Origin of the sequence: Streptomyces longisporus (assembly GCF_039532765.1) — a bacterium.
In the GTDB taxonomy this organism is placed as follows: domain Bacteria; phylum Actinomycetota; class Actinomycetes; order Streptomycetales; family Streptomycetaceae; genus Streptomyces; species Streptomyces longisporus.
In genome coordinates this window covers 1-25245 of the sequence record NZ_BAAASG010000009.1, presented here as the reverse complement: position 1 = coordinate 25245, position 25245 = coordinate 1, and the positions used below count along the sequence as shown (strand labels likewise).

The following is a 25245-nucleotide window of genomic DNA, read 5'->3' as shown; positions in this document are numbered from 1 at the left end:
GAAGTGGGTCGCGGCGGTGCGGCGCAGCCCGCCGCTTACGTCGTCCCACCGCCGGCCCCTCCCCCCACCAGGCTGATCTCCCGCGGGCGGCGGGCTCGCCGTACCGCCGCGACCCCGCCCCACGACGGACCTCATCGCGCCCGGCCCAAGCCCAGCGCCGCGAACCCGCAGGCCAGAGCCATTGTCAGTGGCCGGGTGCAGGATGGACGCATGGTCAGCTCCGCACACCGAGCCCTCGACGGCTTCTCCCCCGCGACCCGCGGTTGGTTCACGGGGGCCTTCTCCGCGCCCACCGCGGCCCAGGCAGGCGCGTGGCAGGCCATCAGAGAGGGCTCGGACGTCCTGGTGGTCGCCCCCACCGGCTCCGGCAAGACCCTGGCCGCGTTCCTCGCCGCCCTGGACCAGCTGGCCTCGACCCCGCCGCCCGCAGACCCCCGGAAGCGCTGCCGCGTCCTGTACGTGTCGCCGCTCAAGGCCCTCGCGGTCGACGTCGAGCGCAACCTCCGCAGCCCCCTGACCGGTATCCGCCAGGAATCCGTGCGCCGGGGCCTGCCCGAGCCCGAGGTGAAGGTGGGCATCCGCTCCGGCGACACCCCGCCCGCCGAGCGCCGCGCCCTGTCCACCCGCCCCCCGGACATCCTGATCACCACCCCGGAGTCCCTGTTCCTGATGCTGACCTCGGCCACGCGCGACGCGCTGACCGGCATCGAGACGGTGATCCTCGACGAGGTGCACGCGGTGGCGGGCACCAAGCGCGGCGCGCATCTCGCGCTCTCCCTGGAGCGGCTGGACGAGATCCTGCCGAAGCCGGCCCGCCGCATCGGTCTCTCGGCGACGGTCCGCCCGGTCGACGAGGTCGCGCGGTACCTTTCACCGCGCCGCAAGGTGGAGATCGTCCAGCCGAAGTCGGGCAAGGAGTTCGACCTCTCGGTCGTCGTCCCGGTCGAGGACCTGGGAGAGCTGGGCGGCTCCCCGGTCGCCGACGGATCGGAGGGCACGGAGCGCCCGTCGATCTGGCCGCATGTCGAGGAGCGGATCACCGACCTCGTCCAGGCCCACCGTTCCACGATCGTGTTCGCCAACTCCCGTCGCCTCGCGGAGCGCCTGTGCAACAGGCTCAACGAGATCGCCTACGAGCGGGCCACCGGCGAGCCCCTGGAGGAGCATCACGCCCCGGCCGAGCTCATGGCCGGCTCCGGAGCGGCGCAGGGTGCACCACCTGTCATCGCCCGTGCCCACCACGGCTCGGTCTCCAAGGAGCAGCGCGCCCTCGTCGAGGAGGACCTCAAGGCGGGCCGCCTGCCCGCCGTGGTCGCCACCTCCAGCCTCGAACTGGGCATTGACATGGGTGCCGTGGACCTCGTCGTCCAAGTGGAGTCCCCGCCGTCCGTCGCCTCGGGTCTGCAGCGGGTGGGCCGCGCGGGGCACCAGGTGGGCGCGGTCTCCACCGGCGTGGTCTTCCCCAAGTACCGAGGCGACCTCGTCCAGGCGGCGGTGGTCACCGAGCGCATGCGCACCGGCTCCATCGAATCCCTGAAGGTCCCCGCCAACCCCCTGGACGTCCTGGCGCAGCAGCTGGTGGCGATGACGGCCCTGGACACCTGGCAGGTCGACGACCTGCTCGCCACGGTCCGGCGAGCCGCGCCCTTCGCCTCGCTCCCGGAGTCGGCGTTCACGGCGGTCCTCGACATGCTCGCCGGCCGCTATCCGTCCGACGCGTTCGCCGAGCTGCGCCCCCGCGTGGTGTGGGACCGCGTCACCGGCACGGTCACCGGCCGCCCCGGCGCTCAGCGCCTTGCCGTCACCTCCGGCGGCACCATCCCCGACCGCGGGCTCTTCGGGGTCTTCCTCGCCGGAGCCGACCCCAAGAAGGGCGGCGGCCGGGTCGGCGAGCTCGACGAGGAGATGGTCTACGAGTCACGCGTGGGCGATGTCTTCACGCTCGGCACCAGCTCCTGGCGCATCGAGGACATCACCCGTGACCGCGTCCTGGTCTCCCCCGCTCCGGGCGTACCGGGCCGGCTCCCCTTCTGGAAGGGCGACCAGCTCGGCCGCCCGCTCGAACTGGGCCGCGCGGTCGGCCAGTTCCTGCGCGAGGTCGGCTCGCTGCCCAAGGAGGACGCCCGGCTGCGCCTTCTCGCGGCGGGCCTGGACGCCTGGGCCGCGGACAACGTCCTGTCCTATCTGGACGAGCAACGCGAGGCCTGCGGCCATGTCCCGGACGACCGCACCATCGTCGTGGAGCGCTTCCGCGACGAGCTCGGCGACTGGCGGGTCGTCGTCCACTCCCCCTTCGGTGCCCAGGTGCACGCGCCGTGGGCACTCGCCCTCGGCGCCAAGCTCTCCGAGCGGTACGGCATGGACGCCCAGGTCATGCACGCCGACGACGGCATCGTGCTGCGCCTCCCGGACGCCGACCTCATGGGCCTGGACCTGCTCGACCAGGAGCCGATGAAGGCGGGCACGGAGTACGACGCCGACCAGGCACCCGTCGGCGCCGCGGACGTCGTCTTCGACAAGGGCGAGGTCGACCAGGTGGTCACCGACCAGGTGGGCAGCTCCGCCCTGTTCGCGTCCCGCTTCCGCGAGTGCGCGGCCCGCGCGCTGCTGCTGCCGCGCCGCAACCCGGGCAAGCGCACCCCGTTGTGGCAGCAGCGCCAGCGCGCCTCCCAACTGCTCCAGGTGGCCGGCGAGTTCGGCTCGTTCCCGATCGTCCTGGAAGCGGTCCGCGAGTGCCTTCAGGACGTCTTCGACGTCCCCGGCCTCGTCGAGCTGATGGGCGACCTGGAGTCCCGCAAGGTACGCCTGGTCGAGGTCACCACCCCAGAGCCCTCCCCCTTCGCCCGCTCCCTCCTCTTCGGATACGTCGCCCAGTTCCTCTACGAGGGTGACTCGCCGCTCGCCGAGCGCCGCGCCGCCGCGCTCTCCCTGGACTCGCGGCTGCTGGCCGAGCTGCTGGGCCAGGCGGAGCTGCGCGAACTGCTCGACGCCGAGGTGCTGACCGAGCTGGAGCGGGAGCTCCAGTGGCTCACCGAGGACCGGCGCGTCAAGGACGCCGAGGGTGTCGCCGACCTGCTGCGCCTGCTCGGCCCGTTGACCGACGCGGAACTGACGGAGCGCGGCTCCGAGCCGCAGTGGGCGCAGGAGCTGGCCCGCGCCCGCCGCGCGATCAAGGTTCGTATCGCCGGCGCGGACCACTGGGCGGCGATCGAGGACGCGGGCCGCCTGCGCGACGCCCTCGGCACAGCCTTGCCGGTCGGCGTCCCGGAGGCTTTCACAGAGCCGGTGAAGGACCCCCTCGGCGACCTCCTCGCCCGCTATGCCCGCACCCACGGCCCCTTCACATCGGCCACGGCGGCGGCTCGCTTCGGCCTGGGCGTGGCCGTCACGGACGGCGCGCTGCAGCGCCTCGCGGCGAACGGCCGTGTCGTGCAGGGCGAGTTCCATCCGGCAGGCATCGGCCAGGAGTGGTGCGACGCGGCGGTACTGCGCCGACTGCGCCGCCGTTCCCTGGCCGCGCTGCGGCACGAGCTGGAACCGGTGGCACCGGCCGCGCTCGCCCAGTTCCTGCCGCAGTGGCAGCACATCGGCAAGGGGCACGGCCTGCGCGGTGTCGACGGACTGGTGCGTGCCGTCGAGCAGTTGCAGGGCGCATCCGTGCCGGCGTCGGCCCTGGAGAAGCTGGTGCTGCCGTCGCGTGTCGTCAACTACACGCCCGCGATGCTCGACGAGCTGACCGCCGCCGGAGAGGTCGTCTGGGCCGGCGCAGGCGCCCTTCCCGGCAAGGACGGCTGGGTCTCGCTCTATCTGGCGGACGCTGCTCCCCTGCTCCAGCCCCCGCCACACCCGCTGGAACTGACCGCGCTCCACCAGTCCGTACTGGACGCCCTCTCCGGGGGCTACGGCCTGTTCTTCCGTCAGATCGCCGACCAGGTCCGCGCGACCACCCACCCCGACGTCACCGATCCCCAACTCGCCGACACCGTCTGGGACCTGGCCTGGTCCGGACACCTCACCAACGACACACTGGCCCCCATGCGCTCCCTGCTGGGCTCGGGCCGCACCGCGGGCTCCACGGCCCACCGCGCCAAGCGCAGCGTCCCCCGCGGGCGTTACGGCTCCCTGACGGCCGCGGCCCGCCCCGCCTCCCGCAGCGGTCCGCCGACCGTCGCCGGCCGCTGGTCCCTGCTCCCGGCACGCGAGGCGGACCCGACGGTGCGGGCACACGCCGTCGCCCGCACCCTCCTCGACCGGCACGGCGTGGTCACCCGGGGCGCCGTCTCCGCGGAAGGCGTCGAGGGCGGCTTCTCGGCGACGTACCGCATCCTGTCCGCCTTCGAGGAGAGCGGCCAGGCACGGCGCGGCTATGTGGTGGAGGGGCTCGGTGCAGCCCAGTTCGCGATGGACGGCGCGGTGGACCGCCTGCGCGCGGTGTCCAACGCCCGCGACCGCGGCGAAACCCTGCCGCAGCCGTCGGCGGAGGGCACGCCGAGCGGCTACCCCGCCGGCCCCTTCGGCTCGTCCCACGCCTTCACCCCGCCCGGCGACCCGAGCGCCGGGACGCCCCACGGCCACACACCGCACAGCTCCGACGATCCCGACACCTTCAACTGGACGGCCGGCTTCGACTCGGGGAGCGGCACCACCCGGAGCGGGGATGGTACCGGCGGGGGCGCGCCCGAGTTCGACATCACCGGCTTCGAGGACGACTTCGGTCTCCCGCCCGCCCGCGCCCCACGGGACGAATACGTCTCGCCCCGTGACTTCGCGTCCCCGGGCGCAGGCGGCCCCCGAAGCGGCCCCGGCTCACCACCCGTCTCGTACGGCTCCGCGTTCCCCGATCGCCGGCCCCGCCCCACTCCCGACTCCCGGGCCGTCGTCCTCGCCGCAGCCGATCCGGCGAACGCCTACGGCGCGGCGCTGCCCTGGCCGGAGCCCCCGACCGGCGCGGGACACAAGCCGGGGCGAAAGGCGGGCTCCCTGGTGGTCCTCGTCGACGGTGAGCTGACGCTCTACATGGAGCGCGGCGGCAAGACGCTGCTGGCCTGGCCCGCCGACCCGGAAGGCACCGCCACCGAGGACCCCCGTCTGCAGGCAGCGGCGCAGGCTCTGGCCGCCGCTGCCCGAGCAGGCTCCCTCGGCACGGTCACGGTGGAGCGGGTCAACGGCGCCTCGGCCCTGACGTCCCCCATCGGCACTCTCCTGGAAGGAGCAGGCTTCATCGCGACGCCGCGGGGCCTGCGGCTGCGGGCGTGACCGCAAGGACCCCGCCCCCGCTCTCCGAGCCCGCGAACGCCCGCCCGTGACACCCTTGACCCATGCCCGAAGGAGACACGGTCTGGCAGACGGCGAGACGCCTGCACGACGCCCTCGCCGGCAAGGTGCTGACCCGTAGCGACTTCCGGGTGCCCAAGTACGCCACGACCGACCTCACGGGCCGCACCGTCCTGGACGTCACCCCGCGCGGCAAGCACCTCCTGACGCGTATCGAGGGCGGCCTGACGCTCCACTCCCATCTGAGGATGGACGGCTCCTGGAAGGTGTACGCGAACGGCATGCGCTGGACCGGCGGCCCGTCCCACCAGATCCGCGTGATCCTCGGCAACGCCGACCGCACAGCGGTCGGCTACCGCCTCCCCGTCCTCGACCTCCTGCGCACCGCCGACGAACAGCGCGCCGTCGGCCACCTCGGCCCCGACCTCCTCGGCCCGGACTGGGACCCGCAGCAGGCGCTCGCCAACCTGCTCGCCGACCCCGCCCGCCCCCTCGGCGAGGCCCTCCTGGACCAGCGCAACCTCGCCGGCATCGGCAATGTCTACAAGAGCGAGCTCTGCTTCCTGCTCGGTGCCACCCCCTGGCTCCCCGTCGGCGCGCTGCCCGCCGACCGCGCGGCGAAGCTGCCCGCGCTCGCCAAGAAGCTCCTGGAGGCCAACCGGGACCGCCCGGTCCGCACCACGACGGGCCGCCGCGGCCAGGACCTGTTCGTGTACGGCCGCGCGCCCCGCCCCTGCCTGCGCTGCCACACCTCCGTCCGCGTGGCCGACCAGGGCGACGGCTCCCGCGAACGCCCCACCTACTGGTGCCCGAACTGCCAGACGGGACCCGCGCCGAGTACCGCACCGCCCCGCGGAACTCCACGCAGTACGACTAATTGACGACCCGTCAGAAACTCTCGTACCGTCCCTTCATGCCCGTCAAGGCGTACGAACTCACCGGACGCACCGCATTCGTCACCGGAGCGGCCGGCGGTATCGGCCGCGCCTCGGCCGTACTGCTCGCCGAAGCCGGCGCCACGGTCCACTGCGCCGACCGCGACGCACAGGGCCTGCACGAGACGGCGACCCTGATCAAGGACGGCGGCGGCACCGCCCATGTCCACCCCCTCGACGTCACCGACCGGGCGCAGCTCAGACAGGCCGTCGAGTCCTGCGAGCGCCTGGACGTGATGGCCGCGATCGCCGGGATCATGCACAGCAGCCCGGTCCTTCAGACGCGGGACGAGGACCTCGACCGGGTCTTGAGCGTGAACTTCAAGGGAGTGCTGTACGCCTGCCAGGAGGCCGCCCGTCTGATGGTGGACCGGAAGACCGGCGGCAGCATCATCACCATGGCCTCCAGCGCCGTCGACACCGGCCGTCCCGGCCTGCTCTGCTACGGCGCGGCCAAAGCGGCCGTCGTCCAGCTGACGAAGACCCTGGCGACCGAGGTCGGCCGGCACGGAATCCGGGTCAACGCGGTCGCCCCCGGCTGGGTCCGCACCCCCATGACCGACCGCCATGAAGCCGAGGCACAGGCGCAGACCGAGGCGCTGATGGCCCGGATGTCACCGCTGGGCCGGGTCGGCGAACCGGAGGACGTCGCTCACACCGTGCTGTATCTGGCCTCCGACGCCTCGTCGTTCACGACGGGCCAGATCCTGCGTCCGAACGGCGGGGTGGCGATGCCGTGGTGACGCGGGCCGTCCGCCAGGCCACCCGCCACCGCCCTGCCCCCACGGCATCCCTCGCCCGCCCCTTCGGCACACAGTGCACCGGCAGCAGACCCAGCCCCCAGCCTCCGGCCGCGACCGCCCCCTCCAGCACGCCGGCCCCGGGCGCAAACGCAAGCCGCAGCACCGCCCACCACCACAGCACCCCGAGCCCGAGAAACGCCCCCCAGCGCACTGTCGGCCGTGCCATGGACGCCACCTCCGGGCCCGAAGCTAGACCGCCGCCTTCGCCCCCGGAAAGGGCGCACCGACGGCACATGGGCGCAACGCATCGCAGGCATCCACCATGACCGCCCCGAGCCACACCGGCAAACGGACCCGGACGGCCGTACAAGGCCCCCCGACAACACGAAAACCCCGACCGCACCTCCCCAGTTCTCCCTGGAGAAGCCCCGGCCGGGGCCTTGCACGTGCACGTCGGCTCAAGCCACGCGCGTGAACGTCACGCGGCGACCACGTCCACCGCCTCGGCGGGCGCCTTGATCGTCACCCGTTCCGGTGGCACACCGGTCACCGACACGGAACCCAGCATCGGACGAACCGGCGCGGGCACAGGCTCGGTGGCCGCAGCAGACTGGGCCAGCTCGGCAAGGGCGAGCTCGTCGCTCACTTCTCGCATGAGCTCGGACATCCGTACGTCCAGCGCGTCGCAGATGGCGGAGAGCAGTTCGGAGGAAGCCTCCTTCTGCCCCCGCTCCACCTCGGAGAGATAGCCGAGTGAGACTCGGGCGGACGAGGAGACTTCGCGCAGAGTACGGCCCTGGCGCTGGCGCTGCCGACGCAGCACGTCACCCAGCAGGCGACGGAGCAGAATCATCGGTGGCTCCCTCCTCGGACCGCGTAGCCGCATCCTTCACGCCCCACCGTACCGCCTCGCGCTGCGGCCGTGCGGGGAGCGATGTCGTGTTCACTCAGGGCTGCAAACATCAAAACCCCCCGTTCTGTTCCGTATCCTGTGCCAGCTCATTCCCGGACTGTTCGCTCGCAATCTCCTTCAGGAGCAGTGCGAGTACGCTCCGTACACTCTCCATACGAATTTCCGCGCGGTCGCCGTTCAACCGCAGGGCCTCGACTTTTCCGCCACCGGCGGAACCGGAATCCGCTCCGAAGGGGCCGTCCACGGCCACGAAAACCGTCCCGACGGGCTTCCCGTCCTGCGGTTCCGGGCCCGCGACACCGGTCGTCGCGATGCCCCAGTCGGCGCCCAGCGCCTTCCGCACGCCGGCCGCCATCTGGGCCGCGACCTGCGGGTCCACCGCTCCGCGCTGCGCCAGCAGGGTGTCGTCGACACCCAGCAGTTGGTGCTTCAGCTCGGTGGCGTAGGCGGTCACCGAGCCGCGGAACGCCTTGGACGCTCCTGGGGCGGCTGTGATTTCCGCCGCAACCAGCCCGCCCGTGAGCGACTCGGCGACTGCGAGGGTCTCGCCCCTCACTGTCAGTAGTCGTACGACGTCGGCGGCCGGAGAATTCACGCTTCCGTCTCCTCCAACGCGGCCGTGCGCTCGGCGATTCCCTGCCTGCGCAGCACAATGGCCTGTCTCACATAGTCCAGTCCGGTCGCCACGGTCAGGACGACCGCCGCCGCCATCACCCAGAACCTCAGGGTGGCCAGCCAGCCCGTCAGCGCCAGGACGTACATCCCCACCGCCACGCCCTGGGTGAGCGTCTTCAGCTTGCCGCCGCGGCTCGCCGGGATGACGCCGTACCTGATGACGAGGAAACGCAGCAGCGTGATCCCCAGTTCCCGGCCCAGGATGACGATCGTCACCCACCACGGCAGGTCGCCCAGCGAGGAGAGACAGATCAGTGCCGCCCCCATGATCGCCTTGTCCGCGATGGGGTCGGCGATCTTGCCGAAGTCGGTGACGAGGTCGTACGTGCGCGCCAGATGACCGTCGAAAAGGTCGGTGATCATGGCGATGGCGAAGGCGGCCCAGGCGAAAGAGCGCCATGCCGGGTCGTACCCGCCGTCGGCCAGCATCAGGGCGACGAAGCCGGGCACGAGGAGGAGCCGGAGCATGGTGAGCAGGTTGGCGACGTTCCAGACGCTGGCCTGGTTGACGGCCGCGGCGGCCAGCTTCCCGCCCCTCGGGGACTTCGCCCCTGTCTCCCGGTCGGAAGCGGCGGGGCCGGCCGGCGAGGAATCCGCCGGGGAGGAGCCGTTCGCCGCCGATGCCGGTACTCCGGTCATCTGCCCGCCTCCTCACTACACCCGAGCGAGCCCGTCAGCGGCTCGGCCACCAGGTCGACACCTTCCGTACCGACCACCTTCGCCTCGACCATACGGCCGACGCTCAGACCTTCGCCGCTCGTGAGCAGCACCTGGCCGTCCGTCTCCGGTGCCTGGTGCGCCCCGCGGCCGTACACGCCGTCCTCGTCCACGGACTCCACGAGCACGTGCACGGTCTCGCCCAGGCGCTCCTCGGCCCGCTGCGAGACGAGCTCCTCGGCCAGCCGGGAGACACGTGCCAGCCGCTCCGCGACGACGTCCTCGGCCAGCTTGTTGTCGTACGTCGCCGCCTCCGTGCCCTCCTCGTCGGAGTAGCCGAAGACACCGATGGCATCCAGCCGCGCGCCGTTCAGGAACCGCTCCAGCTCCGCCAGGTCGTCCGCGCTCTCGCCCGGGAAGCCCACGATGAAGTTGGAGCGCACGCCCGCCTGGGGGGCCTTGCTCCGGATGGTGTCGAGCAGCTCCAGGAAGCGGTCGGTGTCACCGAAGCGGCGCATCGCGCGCAGCACACCGGGGGCGGAGTGCTGGAAGGACAGGTCGAAGTACGGGGCGACCTTCGGCGTCGAGGTCAGGACGTCGATCAGCCCGGGACGCATCTCGGCCGGCTGGAGATAGCTCACGCGCACGCGCTCCAGGCCGTCGACCTCGGCGAGCTCCGGCAGGAGCGACTCCAGCAGGCGGATGTCGCCGAGGTCCTTGCCGTACGAGGTGTTGTTCTCGGAGACCAGCATGATCTCCTTGACGCCCTGCTCGGCCAGCCACCGCGTCTCGTTCAGCACGTCGCTCGGGCGGCGCGAGATGAACGAGCCGCGGAAGGACGGGATGGCGCAGAACGAGCAGCGCCGGTCGCAGCCGGAGGCGAGCTTGACCGAGGCGACCGGGGCACCGTCCAGCCGGCGGCGCAGGGGCGCACGGGGGCCGGAGGCGGGCGCCAGTCCGTCCGGGAGGTCCACCGGGGCATGCCCGGGCAGCGCGACCTCGGTCGCGGACTCCTGGCGCTCCGCGGGGCTGATCGGCAGCAGCTTGCGCCGGTCCCGCGGGGTGTGGGAGGCGTGGATGCCGCCGTTCAGGATGGTCTGCAGACGGTCGGAGATGTCCGCGTAGTCGTCGAAGCCGAGTACGCCGTCGGCCTCGGGGAGGGCCTCGGCGAGCTCCTTGCCGTACCGCTCGGCCATGCAGCCCACCGCCACGACGGCCTGGGTTCTGCTGTGGCCCTTGAGGTCGTTGGCCTCCAGGAGGGCGTCGACGGAGTCCTTCTTGGCGGCCTCGACGAAGCCACAGGTGTTGACGACGGCGACGTCCGCTTCCGCGGCGTCCTCCACGAGGTCCCAGCCGTCCGCCTCCAAGCGGCCTGCGAGCTCCTCCGAGTCCACCTCGTTACGGGCGCAGCCAAGGGTGACGAGTGCGACGGTACGGCGTTCAGGCATGCGCTCAAGACTACTTTGTCTCACTGACAGCCCACGTCGACGGGGTTGGCCGATCTTGGCCAACCCCGTGTGAGCCCTCCCCCGCTGTCAGCCGTCAGCCTGCCTGGGGGTCACCCTTCGTGTACGTGAGGCGCTCCACCGCGCCGGACTGGAAGTTGTCGTCGATCTTCTTGCCGTTGACGTAGAGCTGGATCGCGCCGGCGTCGCCGAGGACGAGATTGATCTTCTCGCTGTCCTGGAAGGTCTTGGAGTCGCCCTGCTTGAGGAGCCCGTCGAAGAGCAGCCGGCCGTTGTGGTCCTTGGCCGAGATCCAGCTGCGGCCGTTGGCGGCGCTGACCTGGACGGTCACCTTGTCCTGGGGCGCGGCCGCGATGGCGCTGTCCGAGGGGTTGGACTTCGGGATGTCGGACTTGCTGCTCTTGGGGGTGGGCGAGGCGGACTTGCTGGTCGAGGGCGTGGACCCCTCGGCGACCTGGGTCTTCGCGCCGCTGTCGTCGCCGCCCTTGAACGCGGTGAAGCCGACGAAGCCGACCACGGCGACGATCGCGGCGACCATGGCCGCGGTCCAGTTGGGTCCGCGCCGCTCGGGGCGGATGCGTTCCGCCTCGAAGAGGGGGGCCGCGGGGGTCGGTGCGGGGCGGCCGCCGTGCTGGGCGTCGTACTGCGCGAGCAGCGGGGCCGGATCGAGGTGGACAGCCTTGGCCAGGGTCCGGATGTGGCCCCGGGCGTAGACGTCGCCACCGCAGGGGGCGAAGTCGTCGGCCTCGATGGCGTGCACGATGGCGATGCGGACCCGGGTGGCGTTGGTGACGTCGTCGACGGTCAACCCGGCCGCGATCCGTGCCTGCCGCAGGGCATGGCCGATGGAGCGGTGGGCTTCCGCGCGATCGTCTTCGAACGGACGCTCGTCTTCAGGGGAGTTGCCGATGGACACGGGGGCGCCTTTCGAGCGTTTAAGCCACCTGTGCTGGAGGTTCAGTCTATGGGGGGTGCGAAAGGGTGGGGCAACCGGGCGGTCGGACTTTGTAGCCCATCGGAATGGCCGGACACGCCGATGGTGGGTGCGCGATGGTCGCTTCGCTCAACTTGACGTACGGGGACGGGAAACGGTTGCTCAATGATCCCTTACGGGTGAGTCACGATCGGACATCGGTGGCCCTGTCGCGCGAGCCTCTTCTCAAGCCTCCCCGCGGATCACCGCGAGCACGCCGTCCAGCTCGTCAGCCTTCACAAGAACGTCACGAGCTTTCGACCCTTCGCTCGGTCCGACGATGCCCCTGGACTCCATGAGGTCCATGAGCCGCCCGGCCTTGGCGAAGCCGACGCGCAGTTTGCGCTGGAGCATGGACGTCGACCCGAACTGCGTGGAGACCACCAGTTCGGCGGCCTGGCACAGCAGGTCGAGGTCGTCGCCGATCTCCTCGTCGATCTCCTTCTTCTGCTTGGTGCCCACGGTGACGTCGTCCCGGAAGACGGGCGCCATCTGGTCCTTGCAGTGCTGGACGATCGCCGCGACCTCCTCCTCGGTCACGAAGGCGCCCTGCATACGGGTCGGCTTGCTCGCACCCATCGGGAGGAAGAGGCCGTCGCCCTTGCCGATCAGCTTCTCGGCGCCGGGCTGGTCGAGGATGACGCGGCTGTCGGCGAGCGAGGAGGTGGCAAACGCGAGTCGCGAGGGCACGTTCGCCTTGATCAGACCGGTGACGACGTCGACGGAGGGCCGCTGCGTGGCGAGCACCAGGTGGATGCCCGCCGCGCGCGCGAGCTGGGTGATGCGCACGATCGCGTCCTCGACGTCCCGCGGCGCGACCATCATCAGGTCGGCGAGCTCGTCGACGATCACCAGCAGATACGGATACGGCTGCAGCTCCCGCTCGCTGCCCTCGGGCGGCTTCACCTTGCCGTTGCGGACGGCCTCGTTGAAGTCGTCGATGTGCCGGAACCCGAACGCGGCCAGGTCGTCGTACCTGAGGTCCATCTCCCGTACGACCCACTGGAGCGCCTCGGCGGCACGCTTCGGGTTGGTGATGATCGGCGTGATCAGGTGCGGGATGCCCTCGTAGGCGGTCAGCTCGACCCGCTTGGGGTCGACGAGGACCATACGGACGTCCTCGGGAGTCGCGCGGACCATGATGGACGTGATCAAGCAGTTGATGCACGACGACTTGCCGGAACCGGTGGCTCCGGCCACGAGGACGTGCGGCATCTTCGCGAGATTGGCCATCACATAGCCGCCCTCGACGTCCTTGCCGAGCGCGACCAGCATCGGATGGTCGTCCTCGGCCGCCGCCGCCAGGCGGAGCACGTCTCCGAGGTTGACCATCTCGCGGTCGGTGTTCGGGATTTCGATGCCGACCGCGGACTTGCCGGGGATCGGGCTGATGATCCGCACGTCCGGGCTGGCGACGGCGTACGCGATGTTCTTGGTCAGCGCGGTGATCCGCTCCACCTTCACCGCGGGGCCGAGCTCGACCTCGTAGCGCGTGACCGTCGGTCCGCGGGTGAAGCCGGTGACGGCGGCGTCGACCTTGAACTCGGTGAAGACGTTGGTGAGTGACGCGACCACCGCGTCGTTGGCGGCGCTGCGCGCCTTGCCGGGGCCGCCGCGCGTGAGGAGGTCGAGGGAGGGCAGGGAGTAGGTGATGTCGCCGGAGAGCTGAAGCTGCTCGGCGCGGGCGGGCAGGTCGCCGGGCGCCTCGGGGGCGGGCTTGGTGAGGTCGGCGACCTCGACCTTCAGCTTCTCCTGCTTGGGACGCGCGGCCGGTACGGCCTTCGGTGCCGGTGCGGGGATCGGTGTGCTCTCCTCGCGGTCCCCGACGCTCACCCCCTGGGTGAGGTCGGCGACGATCGGCGAGGGCGGCATGCCGTGCAGGACGGCGCCGTCGAGCGCGGCGGCCGCGGCCGCCGCGACGTCCACGGCGTCCATGGGGCGCTGCATGTCGGGCTGCGGGACCGCCGACCTGCGCGGGCGGCCACGACGCCGCGAGAGGGCCTCCTGCTCCGCGCCCTCGGGGTCGTACGACTCGGGGGCCGGACCGCGCCTGCGCGTACGCGCGGGCAGCGCCTCGCGCCACTGGTCGTCGTAACGCTGATCGTCCTCGGTGAACTCGTCCTCCTCCGGATCGTGGAGGACGCCGAGCTTCACTCCGAGCAGCCGCAGCCGCTGCGGAATGGCGTTGACGGGAGTCGCCGTGACGACGAGCAGACCGAAGATCGTCAGCAGCACGAGGAGAGGTACGGCGAGGACGTCGCCCATCGTGTACGTCAGCGGGGTCGCCGCCGCCCACCCGATGAGGCCGCCGGCGTCCCTGATCGCCTGCATACCGGCGCTGCGGGCGGGCGCCCCGCAGGCGATGTGGACCTGGCCGAGCACACCGATGACGAGCGCGGACAGGCCGATCACGATGCGGCCGTTGGCCTCGGGCTGCTCGGGGTGGCGGATGAAGCGCACGGCGATGAGCGCGAGCAGTATCGGCACGAGCAGGTCGAGGCGGCCGAAGGCGCCGGTCACCAGGATCTCGACCAGGTCGCCGACGGGTCCGCGCAGATCGGCCCAGGTGCCCGCGGCCACGATGAGCGCGATGGCGAGCAGCAGCAGGGCGACGCCGTCCTTGCGGTGGGCCGGGTCGAGGTTCTTGGCGCCGTTCCCTATGCCGCGGAAGACCGCGCCGACGGCATGGGCGACGCCCAGCCAGAGGGCGCGGACGAGCTTGTAGATACCCCCGGTCGGGTTCGGCGCAGGCTTCGGCGGTGGCGCCGACTTCTTCGCCGCGGCTTTCTTGGCCGGGGCCTTCTTCGCCGGGGCCTTTTTCGCAGCGGCCTTCTTCGCCGGAGCCGCCGCCTTCTTCGCGGGCTGCTTCTTGGCAGCGGAGGGACGTGAGGCCATAGAGGTGAGGTTACCGGTGGAGGCGACAGCGGACACGTGTGCCCGCTGCTTCACCCGTTCGTGTCGCCCTGAAGCGGGCGCGGAACTGACGCGTCCTCATGGACAACTGGTCCGCGCCCAGAAGTCAGTTCTGCGAGGACACCGAGGACGCGCTGCCGGCGCCCGGTTCCAAGGCGTCCAGCGCCCGCCGCAATCCCGTGAGTTTGCGTTCGAGATGGGCCGCGGTCGCCACGGCCGCCGCATCCGCCGACTCGTCGTCGAGCTGCTTCGACAGCGCCTCGGCCTGCTCCTCGACCGCCGCGAGCCGCGCCGACAGCTCGGCGAGCAGGCTGGCGGGCTCCTTGGCCTCACCTGCCGCGGTCTTGCCGCCGCCGCCCTCCAACTGGAGCCGCAGCAGCGCCGCCTGCTCCCGCAGCTGGCAGTTCTTCATGTACAGCTCGACGAAGACCGAGACCTTCGCGCGCAGCACCCACGGGTCGAACGGCTTGGAGATGTAGTCCACCGCGCCGGCCGCATACCCACGGAAGGTGTGGTGCGGACCGTGGTTGATCGCGGTGAGGAAGATGATCGGGATGTCCCGGGTCCGCTCTCGCCGCTTGATGTGCGCGGCTGTTTCGAAACCGTCCATTCCCGGCATCTGGACGTCCAGCAGAATGACCGCGAAGTCGTCCGTGAGCAGTGCTTTGAGCGCTTCCTCCCCGGACGATGCCCGCACCAGCGTCTGATCGAGCGCAGAGAGGATGGCCTCCAGCGCAAGCAGATTCTCCGGCCGGTCATCGACCAGGAGGATCTTGGCCTTCTGCACCATGGCCCGCCCTCCTCGCCCCGGATGTGCACCGGGCGCCGCCCCTGGGGACGACTCCCTTTCGCCGCCCGTCCTTGTGCCGGTCATCGTAGCCGCACCCCGCCCGTCGCCACACCCTGTCACCGCGATGTCACTGTGCACGTAGCAGAAACGTAGCGGGAGACCAGAAGGTTCCCCGAATCCCGTACTTCTACACGGCTTCGGGCACACTGAGTCAGCAACTCCGCGTGAACATCGATGGTTCCCGTCACTCCCCCCGCATCCACTGCTCCATCACCGACAGCAGGTGATCGGGATCGACCGGCTTCGTCACGTAGTCGGAGGCACCCGACTCGATCGCCTTCTCCCGGTCGCCCTTCATCGCCTTCGCGGTCAGCGCGATGATCGGCAGGCCCGCGAACTGCGGCATCCTGCGGATCGCCGTGGTGGTCGCGTAGCCGTCCATCTCGGGCATCATGATGTCCATCAGGACGACCGCGACGTCGTCGTGCTGTTCCAGGACCTCGATGCCCTCGCGGCCGTTCTCCGCGTACAGCACGGACAGCCCGTGCTGTTCGAGCACGCTGGTCAGCGCGAAGACATTGCGGATGTCGTCGTCGACGATCAGCACCTTCTGGCCGCCGAACCGGATACCGCGCTGCACCTGCGGCGCCGCGTCCTGCTCGGCTGCCGACCACGGCTCCTGAGTCGCCAGACGCTGGTCGGCGTCGAGGCCGTGCCTGCGACGGCGCCTGAAGAGCGCGGCGGCGCCGTTCTGCGTCTCCCGGTACGACTTCACCTCGGCCGGCGTCTCGATCTCCGCCTCGGACAGATGAGCGAGGTCCGACGCGGCCACCAGGTCGCCGGCGTTCAGGGCGGGCAGGGCCTGCTGGTAGCCCTGCGGCGGCAGTTCGCTGGGGTGCAGCGGCAAATACAGCGTGAACGTCGAGCCGCGCCCCGGCTCGCTCTGCGCATGGATCTCACCGCCGAGCAGCTGCGCGATCTCCCGCGAGATCGACAGCCCCAGGCCGGTACCGCCGTACTTGCGGCTCGTCGTGCCGTCCGCCTGCTTGAACGCCTCGAAGATCACGCGCATCTTGCTGGCGGCGATACCGATACCGGTGTCGGTCACCGAGAACGCGATCAGATCCGCGTCCGGATCGCTCATCGACCCGGCCTCCAGCAGCTGCTCCCGGATCGCCGCCGGCACCTCCCGGCCGGCCGGCCGGATGACCAGCTCCACGGCCCCGGAGTCGGTGAACTTGACCGCGTTGGACAGCAGGTTCCGCAGCACCTGCAGCAGCCGCTGTTCGTCGGTGTGCAGCGTGGCGGGCAGCTCCGGCGACACCCGTACGGACAGGTCGAGGCCCTTCTCCGCGGTCAGCGGCCGGAAGGTGGCCTCCACGTAGTCGACGAGCTGGACGAGCGCGATACGCGTCGGGGAGACGTCCATCTTGCCCGCCTCGACCTTGGACAGGTCGAGGATGTCGTTGATCAGCTGAAGCAGGTCCGATCCGGCGCCGTGGATGGTCTCGGCGAACTCGACCTGCTTCGGGGTGAGGTTGGAGTCCGCGTTGTCGGCGAGCAACTTGGCCAGGATCAGCAGCGAGTTGAGCGGTGTGCGCAGCTCGTGCGACATGTTGGCGAGGAACTCGCTCTTGTAGCGCATCGACACCGCGAGTTGCTCGGCGCGCTCCTCCAGGACCTGCCGCGCCTCCTCGATCTCGGTGTTCTTGACCTCGATGTCGCGGTTCTGCTGGGCCAGCAGCTCGGCCTTCTCCTCCAGTTCGGCATTGGACGCCTGCAGGGCCTTCTGGCGGTTCTCCAACTCGGCCGAGCGCTCACGCAGTTGCTCGGTCAGCTCCTGCGACTGCTTCAGCAGCTGCTCCGTCTTGGTGTTGACGGAGATCGTGTTGACGCTGGTCGCGATCATCTCGGCGATCTGGTTGAGGAAGTCCTTCTGGATCTGCGTAAAGGGATTGAAGGAGGCCAGCTCGATGACACCGAGCACCTTGCCCTCGAACAGCACCGGAAGGACGATCACTTGTGCGGGCGGCGCCTCGCCGAGACCGGAGGAGATCTTCAGGTAGCCGCTGGGCGCGTTCTCCACCAGGATCGTGCGCTTCTCCTCGGCGGCCGTCCCGATCAGCGCCTCGCCCGGCCGGAACGACGTCGGCATGGAGCCCATCGAGTAGCCGTACGACCCCAGCATGCGCAGCTCGTACGCGTCCTCGCTCTCGGCGTTCAGGTCCTTGCCGTCCATCAGCGGCATCGCCACGAAGAACGCGCCGTGCTGTGCCGAGACCACGGGCGTCAGCTCGCTCATGATCAGGGAGGCCACGTCCTGCAGATCGCGGCGGCCCTGCATCAGCGCGGAGATACGGGCGAGGTTGCCCTTCAGCCAGTCCTGCTCCTTGTTGGCGATCGTGGTGTCGCGCAGGTTGGCGATCATCTTGTTGATGTAGTCCTGGAGCTCCTGGATCTCGCCGGACGCATCGACGTCGATCTTCAGGTTCAGGTCACCGCGGGTCACCGCGGTCGCCACGCGCGCGATGGCGCGCACCTGCCGAGTAAGGTTTCCTGCCATTTCGTTCACGGACTCGGTGAGGTCGCGCCAGGTGCCGTCGACGTCACGCACACGTGCCTGACCGCCGAGCTGCCCCTCGGTGCCCACCTCACGGGCCACTCGGGTGACCTCCTCGGCGAAGGACGACAGCTGGTCGACCATGGTGTTGATCGTCGTCTTCAGCTCGAGGATCTCGCCGCGCGCGTCAATGTCGATCTTCTTGGTCAGGTCACCCTTGGCGATGGCGGTGGTGACCATGGCGATGTTGCGCACCTGGCCGGTCAGGTTGGACGCCATGCCGTTCACGGAGTCGGTCAGGTCCTTCCACGTGCCCGCCACGCCCGGCACATGCGCCTGGCCACCGAGGATGCCGTCCGTGCCCACCTCGCGGGCCACCTTGGTGACCTGGTCGGCGAACGAACTCAGCGTCTTCACCATGGTGTTGAAGGTGTCGGCGAGCTGCTGGACCTCGCCGCGCGCCTCGATCGTCACCGTCCGTGTCAGGTCGCCGTTGGCGACGGCCGCCGCGACCTGGGAGATGTTGCGCACCTGCATGGTCAGGTTCTTGGCCATCAGGTTCACGTTGCCGCTGAGGTCCTTCCAGATGCCCGTGACACCCGGAACGTGCGCCTGGCCGCCCAGGATGCCCTCGGTGCCCACCTCACGGGCCACCCGGGTCACCTGCTCGGCGAAACTGGACAGCTGGTCGACCATGGTGTTGACCGTCGTGACGAGCTCGAGGATCTCGCCCTTCGCGTCAACTGTGATCTTCTTGGACAGGTCGCCCTTGGCGACAGCGGTCGTGACCTCGGCGATGTTGCGCACCTGGATCGTCAGGTTGTTCGCCATGAAGTTCACGGACTGCGTGAGGTCCTTCCAGGTGCCGGAGACACCCTGCACCTCGGCCTGACCGCCGAGCTGGCCCTCCGTGCCCACCTCGCGGGCGACCCTGGTGACCTCCTCCGCGAACGACGACAGCTGGTCCACCATCGTGTTCAGCGTGTTCTTCAGCTCCAGAATCTCCCCGCGAGCGTCCACGGTGATCTTCTGGGACAGGTCACCACGAGCCACGGCCGTGGCGACCTGCGCGATGTTGCGCACCTGGGCGGTGAGGTTCCCTGCCATTCCGTTCACGGAGTCGGTCAGGTCCCGCCACACGCCTGCCACGCCGGGCACCTGCGCCTGGCCGCCGAGACGGCCCTCCGTGCCGACCTCGCGGGCCACGCGGGTCACCTGGTCGGCGAACCCGGAGAGCTGGTCGACCATCGTGTTGATGGTGTTCTTCAGCTCCAGGATCTCGCCGCGCGCGTCGACGTCGATCTTCTGCGAGAGGTCGCCCTGAGCCACGGCGGTCGTCACCTGGGCGATGTTGCGCACCTGGGCAGTAAGGTTCCCTGCCATTCCGTTGACGGAGTCGGTGAGCTCCTTCCACGTACCGGCCACGCCCGGTACGACAGCCTGGCCGCCCAGCCGGCCCTCGGTGCCCACGTCCCGGGCCATCCGGGTCACCTGGTCGGCGAAGGACGACAGCTGGTCCACCATCGTGTTCACGGTGTTCTTCAGCTGGAGCATCTCGCCGGAGACGTCCACGGTGACCTTCTGCGACAGATCGCCGTTGGCGACCGCCGTCGTCACCTGGGCGATGTTGCGCACCTGCCCGGTGAGGTTGCGGAATGCGGTGTTGACCGAGTCGGTCAGGTCCTTCCAGGTGCCGGCCGCGCCCGGCACCTGCGCCTGCCCGCCCAGCTCTCCCTCGACACCGACCTCGCGCGCCACGCGGGTGACCTCGGAACCGAACGACGACAGCTGATCCACCATGCCGTTGACGGTGTTCTTCAGCTCGAGCATCTCGCCGGCCACGTCGACGGTGACCTTCTGGGAGAGGTCACCGTTGGCCACCGCCGTGGTGACGGCCGCGATGTCCCTCACCTGAATGGTCAGATTCCGGAACACCGTGTTGACGGAGTCCGTCAGGTCCTTCCACGTACCCGCCGCGCCCGGCACATTCGCCTGGCCGCCGAGCTGTCCCGCGGCGCCGACCTCGTTGGCCACGCGCGTGACCTCGTCCGCGAAGATCCGCAGCGTCTCCGTCATCTGGTTGATCGTGTCCGCGAGCTGCGCGACCTCGCCGCGTGCGGAGACGGTGACCTTCTGCGAAAGGTCACCGTTGGCGACCGCCGTGGTGACCTGGGCGATTCCACGCACCTGTGCCGTCAGGTTGCCGGCCATGAGGTTCACCGAATCGGTGAGGTCCTTCCACACACCGGCCACGCCCGGCACCTGCGCCTGCCCGCCGAGCTCGCCCTCGGTGCCCACCTCGCGGGCGACTCGCGTCACCTCGGAGGAGAAGGACGACAGCTGGTCCACCATCGTGTTGACGGTGTTCTTCAGCTCCAGCATCTCGCCGGCGACATGAACGGTGACCTTCCGCGACAGGTCGCCCTTGGCCACCGCGGTCGTCACCAGGGCGATGTCCCGCACCTGGGCCGTCAGCCGGTACGCCATTGTGTTGACGGAGTCCGTGAGGTCCTTCCACGAACCCGACATGCCGCGCACGCGTGCCTGCCCGCCCAGCTTGCCCTCGGTGCCCACCTCGCTGGCCACGCGCGTGACCTCGTCGGTGAAGGTCGACAGCTGATCGACAAGGTTGTTTACAGTCCGCCCGACCTTGAGGAACTCCCCGCGCAGCGGATGCCCGGTCCCGTCCGGTGCCTGCGTCCGCAGCTCCATTCGCGGCGAGAGATCACCCTCCGCGACCGCGGACAGCACCCGGCCGACCTCGGAGACGGGCCGTACGAGGTCGTCCACGAGCGCGTTGGACGCCTCGATGGCGGCCACCCAGGAGCCCTCGTAGGCGCCCGTCTCCAGCCGTTCGGTGAGCTTGCCCTCACGGCCCACCATGCGCCGTACCCGCGACAGCTCACCCGTCAGATGGAGATTCCGGTCGGCCACCTCGTTGAAGACCGCCGCGATCTCCGACATCACGCCGTCTCCGGACACCGTGAGCCGCTTGCGGAAGTTCCCGTCGCGCATCGCCACGAGAGCCGCCAGCAGCCTGTTCAGAGAAGCCGTGTCCACTGCGGTCGTCCCGCCGCGCGGTTTGCGCTGGTTGTTCAGGGACTGTCCGCCTTTCGCGCGCGTCTTAGTGCCCCGCGTCGCTGCGCCAGACTCCACTGTGTCCCTCCCGCAGGGGTCGACCGTTACTGCTGTGCTCCGGTACTACCGCTGGACGTACCAGTTACCTGCTGCCTGTTTCTGCCCGATGTACCAGGCCGCACCACGGGCTGCTGCCCACTGCACGCGGAAGCCACTCGGCCTGCCCGGACCTTCACAAGAAGCTTGCCCAGTGTTTCACCCTGCCTGAACCCGGCCATAACAGTTCGGCAGCTTCGCACATCGTCCGCACACCCTCTGGGCGGAAACACTGCAGACCGGCATCCGCATGGCCGTCGAAGGTAAGTAACCTTGCATGCGGCTGTCCAGCCGCGCCGGTCCGTCCGGCCTGGGCGGTGGCACGAGAACGAGCGGGCATCGGAGGGGCGGCCGCACACATGACCACCGGACTGATCCCGGGGGGACAGCCCCCGGACCCCCGGCCGACGGGCGGTCTGCCGCATCAGCGGCACGAGCCGGTCGGCCAGGCAGCCCTGCCCGTCGACAACCGGCCGAGGAGTTCTGTGATCACCGCGCGCGCGGCCGCCAGCTTCGAGCCCGTCGGACGATCGGTAGCGACCGCCCGCTCCTTCGTCCGCGACACCCTCCAGGGCTGGGGCTTCGCCGACATCGTCGACGACGCCGTGGTCCTCACCAGCGAGCTGGTCACCAACGCCGTCGTCCACGCGGGCACCTCCGCGGACGTCCTGTGTCTGCGCAGTGACGAAGGCGTACGGATCGAGGTGGCCGACCGGTACCCGGAGCGCGAGATCCCCCTCCAGGGTCACCCCGTCAACATGGGCAGCCCGGACCGCGAGGGCGGCCGCGGGCTCCAGCTGTGCGCCGCACTCGCGGGCCGCTGGGGTGTCGAGTACACGCCCACCCACAAACAGGTCTGGTTCCAGCTCGACCTCCCCGAGCGCGCCGTGGGCACCCGCGCCGCCGGCCCGTCCCTCCCCGCCGACCTCCTCCCCCTGGCCGACGGCCGGGTCCGCGTCGCGGTCGTCCAGATCGACCGCAGCGGTTCCATCACTTCGTGGAACGAGGACGCGGAGGAACTCTTCGGCTACCCCGCCGAACAGGTGATCGGAAAGCCCCTTACCGATCTCGCTGCGTGGCCGCACACCCCCGGCACCAGCACCGGCATCGCCGAGGCCCTCCAGCTCTCCCGCTGGGAGGGCAGCTACGGCATAAGGGGCGCCAACGGCCGCGTCACCCCCGTGTACGCCTCCCACCTCCGCGTCCGCGACACAGGCGGCGAACCTTCCACCGTCTGCCTCCTCGTCAGGGACCACGAACGCGCCGTCCTGCAGACCCCGCTGCGCATCCCGGCCTCCGACACGGCATCCACCGCCGACGGCCAGAGCACCGACCCCTTCGAGGTGTTCATCGGCTCTCCGGCCCCGGACGACCTCGACGGCCTCCTCCAGCGCACGGTGGAACGCGCCCGCGACATGCTCGACGCCGACTCCGCCTTCCTGCTCCTCGCGACCGACGACGAGACGGAGCTGGAGGTCCGCGCCTCCACCGGCCTGCCCTCCGCCCGACAGCGCTTCGCGCGCGTGCCCGTCGAGGCAGGCCCCGGCCGCTACGGCTCGGCCCGCATGCCGGCCGTCCACGACGACCTCACGGCCGTACCCGGCGCCGTCCCGCTCCTCAGCGGCACGGGCATGCGCTCGGTCGTCACGGTCCCCCTGAAGGTCGAGGGCCGCCTCACCGGCTCCCTCGGCGTGGCGGCCGAGAGTCCGGGCAGATACTCGAACGAAGAGGCCCTGCGCCTCCAATTCGCAGCAGACCGCATCGCGTTGGCCGTCGAGTCGGCCCGCCTCGGCGAACTGGAACGCCTGCGCCGAGGCTCGCTCAGCTTCCTCGTCGAGGCCTCCGACCTCCTGGCAGGCACCCTGGACCGCGACCAGACCCTGGCCCTGATGGCTCAGATGACGGTCCCCACCCTCGCCACCTGGTGCGCCGTCTACACGATCGCCGACCAGGCCTCCGAGCCGTATCTGTCGTACGTCCTGCACGAGGACGAGGAGCTGATCGACGGCATCAAGTCGCTGCTGTCGAAGGTCCCGCCGCCCGACCCGGTACCCACCCCCGGCGCACGCGTCTGGTCCGCCCCCGGTGAGGTCGCCCACCGGGCGGCCCTGCGCAGCTCCATGCGGAGCCTGGGCCTGAGTGGCGGCCCGACCCGCCAGATCGCCTCGGGCATCGGCCCCACGCTCGCCACCGCCTCCGCGGTCGGCGGCGAAACCGTCGTACTCCCCCTGGTGGCGCGCAACCGGGTCATCGGCATGCTGACCCTCGGCAAGCCCACCGACGAACACTTCCGCCAGGAAATCCTCGAACTGGCCGAGGACCTGAGCCGACGGGCCGCCCTGGCCCTCGACAACGCCCGCCTGTACTCGGAGCGCACGGCCATCAGCCAGTCCCTCCAGCGCAGCCTCCTGCCCCCGGAACTCCCGGAGATCGACGGCGTGGAGGTCGAGGTCATCTACCGCGCGGCCGGCGAGGGCAACGAGGTCGGCGGCGACTTCTACGACCTCTTCCCGATCAGCGACGGCGCCTACGGCTTCGCCATCGGCGACGTCTGCGGTACGGGCCCCAACGCGGCGGCGGTCACGGGCCTCGCCCGGCACGCGCTGCGTCTCCTGGCCCGCGAAGGCCTCAGCGGCCCTGCGGTCCTGGAGCGACTGAACTCGGCCATTCTCGACGAGGGCGCCCGCAGCCGCTTCCTGACCCTCCTCTACGGCGAGCTACGGCCGCAGGAGGACGGCAGCGCCGAGCTGAAGGTGGTCTGCGCCGGCCACCCCCTCCCGCTCCGTCTGCGCCAGGACGGCACGGTCGAACCGGCAGCCGAACCGCAGCCGCTCCTGGGCGTCATGGAGGACCTGGAGCTCTACGAGCAGACGGTCACCCTCGACCCGGGCGACGTCCTCCTGTGCGTCACGGACGGCGTCACCGAGCGCCGCGAGGGCACCCGCATGCTCGGCGACGACGGCCTCACCGACGTCCTGACCACCTGCACGGGCCTGACGGCCGGAGCGGTTGCCGCGCGCATCATGCGCGCAGTGGAACGCTTTGCGTCCGACGCCCCGTCCGACGACATGGCGATCCTGGCGATGCGAGTCCCAGGCCTCCACAAGGACTGAGGGACCCACGCACACGAAAAAGGCCCCGCCCAATTGGGCGGGGCCTTTCCTCTGGAGCCCCCAAACGGAATCGAACCGTTGACCTTCTCCTTACCATGGAGACGCTCTGCCGACTGAGCTATAGGGGCCTGTCACCCTGAGGAGTTTTCCTCGCGGCAACGGAATAGATCATACCCCGAACAGACACGTGCTCCCAACCGTGTCATGCAGTGCGGACCGCCGATCAGAAAGCAGGCTGAAGCAATCCTCCCAGCGCATTGCACGCGCCCACGATCCGCTGCATGTCCCGCTTGGTCAACGCGGCGTCGACAGGAAGCGCGAGGGTCTCGTCGGCCGCCCGCTCGGTCTCCGGCAGCGACACACACCGGCGGAATTCCGGCAGCCGGTGCACAGGCGTCTTCACCGGCACGCGGCACTCAACTCCCCTGGCGCGCACGGCACGAGCGAAGGCATCCCGATCCGGCCGCCCGTTCCCCGGCACCCGCACCACGTACTGCTGATAGGTGTGCCCGTCACCACCGTCGGGCGTCCGCACACCCCTCAACTTGGCGTCGAGATAGGCGGCCCGCTCCCTCCGCTGAGCGACTTCGTCATACGGAACCTCGGACTCGCCCTGCTCCAGGACCAGAAGCCCGTGCCGCTGCCCCACACCGTGCAGCCGCGCGATGTCGGCCGGCCGGCCGAAGCGGTGTACGGCAACGACCGCCGCCGTCCGCGGAGTTATGGCTGCTTCGACAGCGACCGGGTCGAGGCAGTACGTCAGCGGATCTATGTCGGCGAACACCGGCAGCGCGCCGGCGAGGGCGACGGCCCCGGCAACCTCGGAGTTCCCGAAGGCCGGCACGACAACCTCGTCACCGACTCCGACGCCGGCGGCCCTGAGCATTGCAGCAGTACCCATGCTTCGGATGGTTGTTGCGCAACGTGAACTTCAAGTGACGGAGAACAAAAAAGGGTTGGACCCCGAACCGAAGTTCAGGATCCAACCCTTTGAATAATTGTTCGGCGGCGTCCTACTCTCCCACAGGGTCCCCCCTGCAGTACCATCGGCGCTGTAAG

General features: G+C 70.3%; 14 protein-coding genes and 1 tRNA gene. 4 read left to right on the top strand and 11 right to left on the bottom strand.

Features of this window, described 5'->3' with window-relative positions:
- The first annotated feature begins 210 nt into the window (after window positions 1–210).
- The 3 genes from ABD355_RS19120 (at window position 211) to ABD355_RS19110 (ending at window position 6952) form a co-directional block, all read left to right on the top strand.
- The gene (locus ABD355_RS19120; protein ID WP_344401680.1) at window positions 211–5256 is read left to right on the top strand and encodes an ATP-dependent helicase; all 5046 of its coding nucleotides are present in this window, start codon (window positions 211–213) and stop codon (window positions 5254–5256) included.
- A gap of 62 nt (window positions 5257–5318) precedes the next feature.
- Window positions 5319–6155, top strand: a complete 837-nt coding sequence (locus ABD355_RS19115) for an Fpg/Nei family DNA glycosylase (RefSeq protein ID WP_344401679.1) — start codon at window positions 5319–5321, stop codon at window positions 6153–6155.
- 32 nt (window positions 6156–6187) lie between these two features.
- Window positions 6188–6952 (top strand): SDR family NAD(P)-dependent oxidoreductase, encoded by a 765-nt coding sequence (locus tag ABD355_RS19110; protein WP_344401678.1) that lies wholly within the window; start codon window positions 6188–6190, stop codon window positions 6950–6952.
- Here ABD355_RS19110 and ABD355_RS19105 read toward each other — a convergent pair.
- The 9 genes from ABD355_RS19105 to ABD355_RS19065 all read right to left on the bottom strand — a co-directional run bounded on the left by ABD355_RS19105 (window position 6900) and on the right by ABD355_RS19065 (window position 21055).
- Entirely contained in the window at window positions 6900–7178 is a 279-nt protein-coding gene (locus tag ABD355_RS19105) for a hypothetical protein (protein ID WP_344401677.1), read from the bottom strand. The two genes, ABD355_RS19110 and ABD355_RS19105, sit on opposite strands and share 53 nt — an antisense overlap.
- A gap of 252 nt (window positions 7179–7430) precedes the next feature.
- Entirely contained in the window at window positions 7431–7805 is a 375-nt protein-coding gene (locus tag ABD355_RS19100) for a helix-turn-helix domain-containing protein (protein WP_030947329.1), read from the bottom strand.
- 109 nt (window positions 7806–7914) lie between these two features.
- A complete protein-coding gene (locus tag ABD355_RS19095; RefSeq protein WP_344401676.1) occupies window positions 7915–8460 on the bottom strand; it encodes a CinA family protein in 546 nt (181 codons plus the stop codon).
- On the bottom strand, window positions 8457–9179 hold the full coding sequence (gene pgsA, locus ABD355_RS19090) for a CDP-diacylglycerol--glycerol-3-phosphate 3-phosphatidyltransferase (protein WP_344401675.1): 723 nt from the start codon (window positions 9177–9179) through the stop codon (window positions 8457–8459). Before pgsA ends, ABD355_RS19095 begins: the two co-directional genes overlap by 4 nt.
- Window positions 9176–10645 carry a 30S ribosomal protein S12 methylthiotransferase RimO gene (rimO, locus tag ABD355_RS19085; RefSeq protein WP_344401674.1) on the bottom strand — a complete coding sequence of 490 codons (1470 nt, stop codon included), beginning with the start codon at window positions 10643–10645 and terminating at the stop codon, window positions 9176–9178. The genes pgsA and rimO overlap by 4 nt, the downstream gene beginning before the upstream one ends.
- A gap of 94 nt (window positions 10646–10739) precedes the next feature.
- Window positions 10740–11579: a helix-turn-helix domain-containing protein gene (locus ABD355_RS19080; RefSeq protein WP_344401673.1), complete on the bottom strand. Its 840-nt coding sequence runs from the start codon at window positions 11577–11579 to the stop codon at window positions 10740–10742.
- A gap of 243 nt (window positions 11580–11822) precedes the next feature.
- Window positions 11823–14531: a DNA translocase FtsK gene (locus tag ABD355_RS19075; protein ID WP_344401672.1), complete on the bottom strand. Its 2709-nt coding sequence runs from the start codon at window positions 14529–14531 to the stop codon at window positions 11823–11825.
- A gap of 124 nt (window positions 14532–14655) precedes the next feature.
- Window positions 14656–15339, bottom strand: coding sequence for a response regulator (locus ABD355_RS19070; RefSeq protein WP_115909444.1), 684 nt, complete (start codon window positions 15337–15339; stop codon window positions 14656–14658).
- A 244-nt stretch (window positions 15340–15583) separates the two neighbouring features.
- Entirely contained in the window at window positions 15584–21055 is a 5472-nt protein-coding gene (locus tag ABD355_RS19065; protein ID WP_344401671.1) for a HAMP domain-containing protein, read from the bottom strand.
- A 377-nt stretch (window positions 21056–21432) separates the two neighbouring features.
- Between ABD355_RS19065 and ABD355_RS19060 the strand changes: the two genes are divergently transcribed.
- Window positions 21433–24186, top strand: a complete 2754-nt coding sequence (locus tag ABD355_RS19060; RefSeq protein WP_344401670.1) for a SpoIIE family protein phosphatase — start codon at window positions 21433–21435, stop codon at window positions 24184–24186.
- A 52-nt stretch (window positions 24187–24238) separates the two neighbouring features.
- Here ABD355_RS19060 and ABD355_RS19055 read toward each other — a convergent pair.
- Together ABD355_RS19055 and ABD355_RS19050 are read right to left on the bottom strand one after the other, a co-directional pair.
- Window positions 24239–24314 (bottom strand) — tRNA-Thr (locus ABD355_RS19055).
- Window positions 24315–24409: 95 nt separating this feature from the next.
- The gene (locus tag ABD355_RS19050; RefSeq protein ID WP_344402052.1) at window positions 24410–25072 is read right to left on the bottom strand and encodes a DegT/DnrJ/EryC1/StrS family aminotransferase; all 663 of its coding nucleotides are present in this window, start codon (window positions 25070–25072) and stop codon (window positions 24410–24412) included.
- Window positions 25073–25245 lie beyond the last annotated feature (173 nt).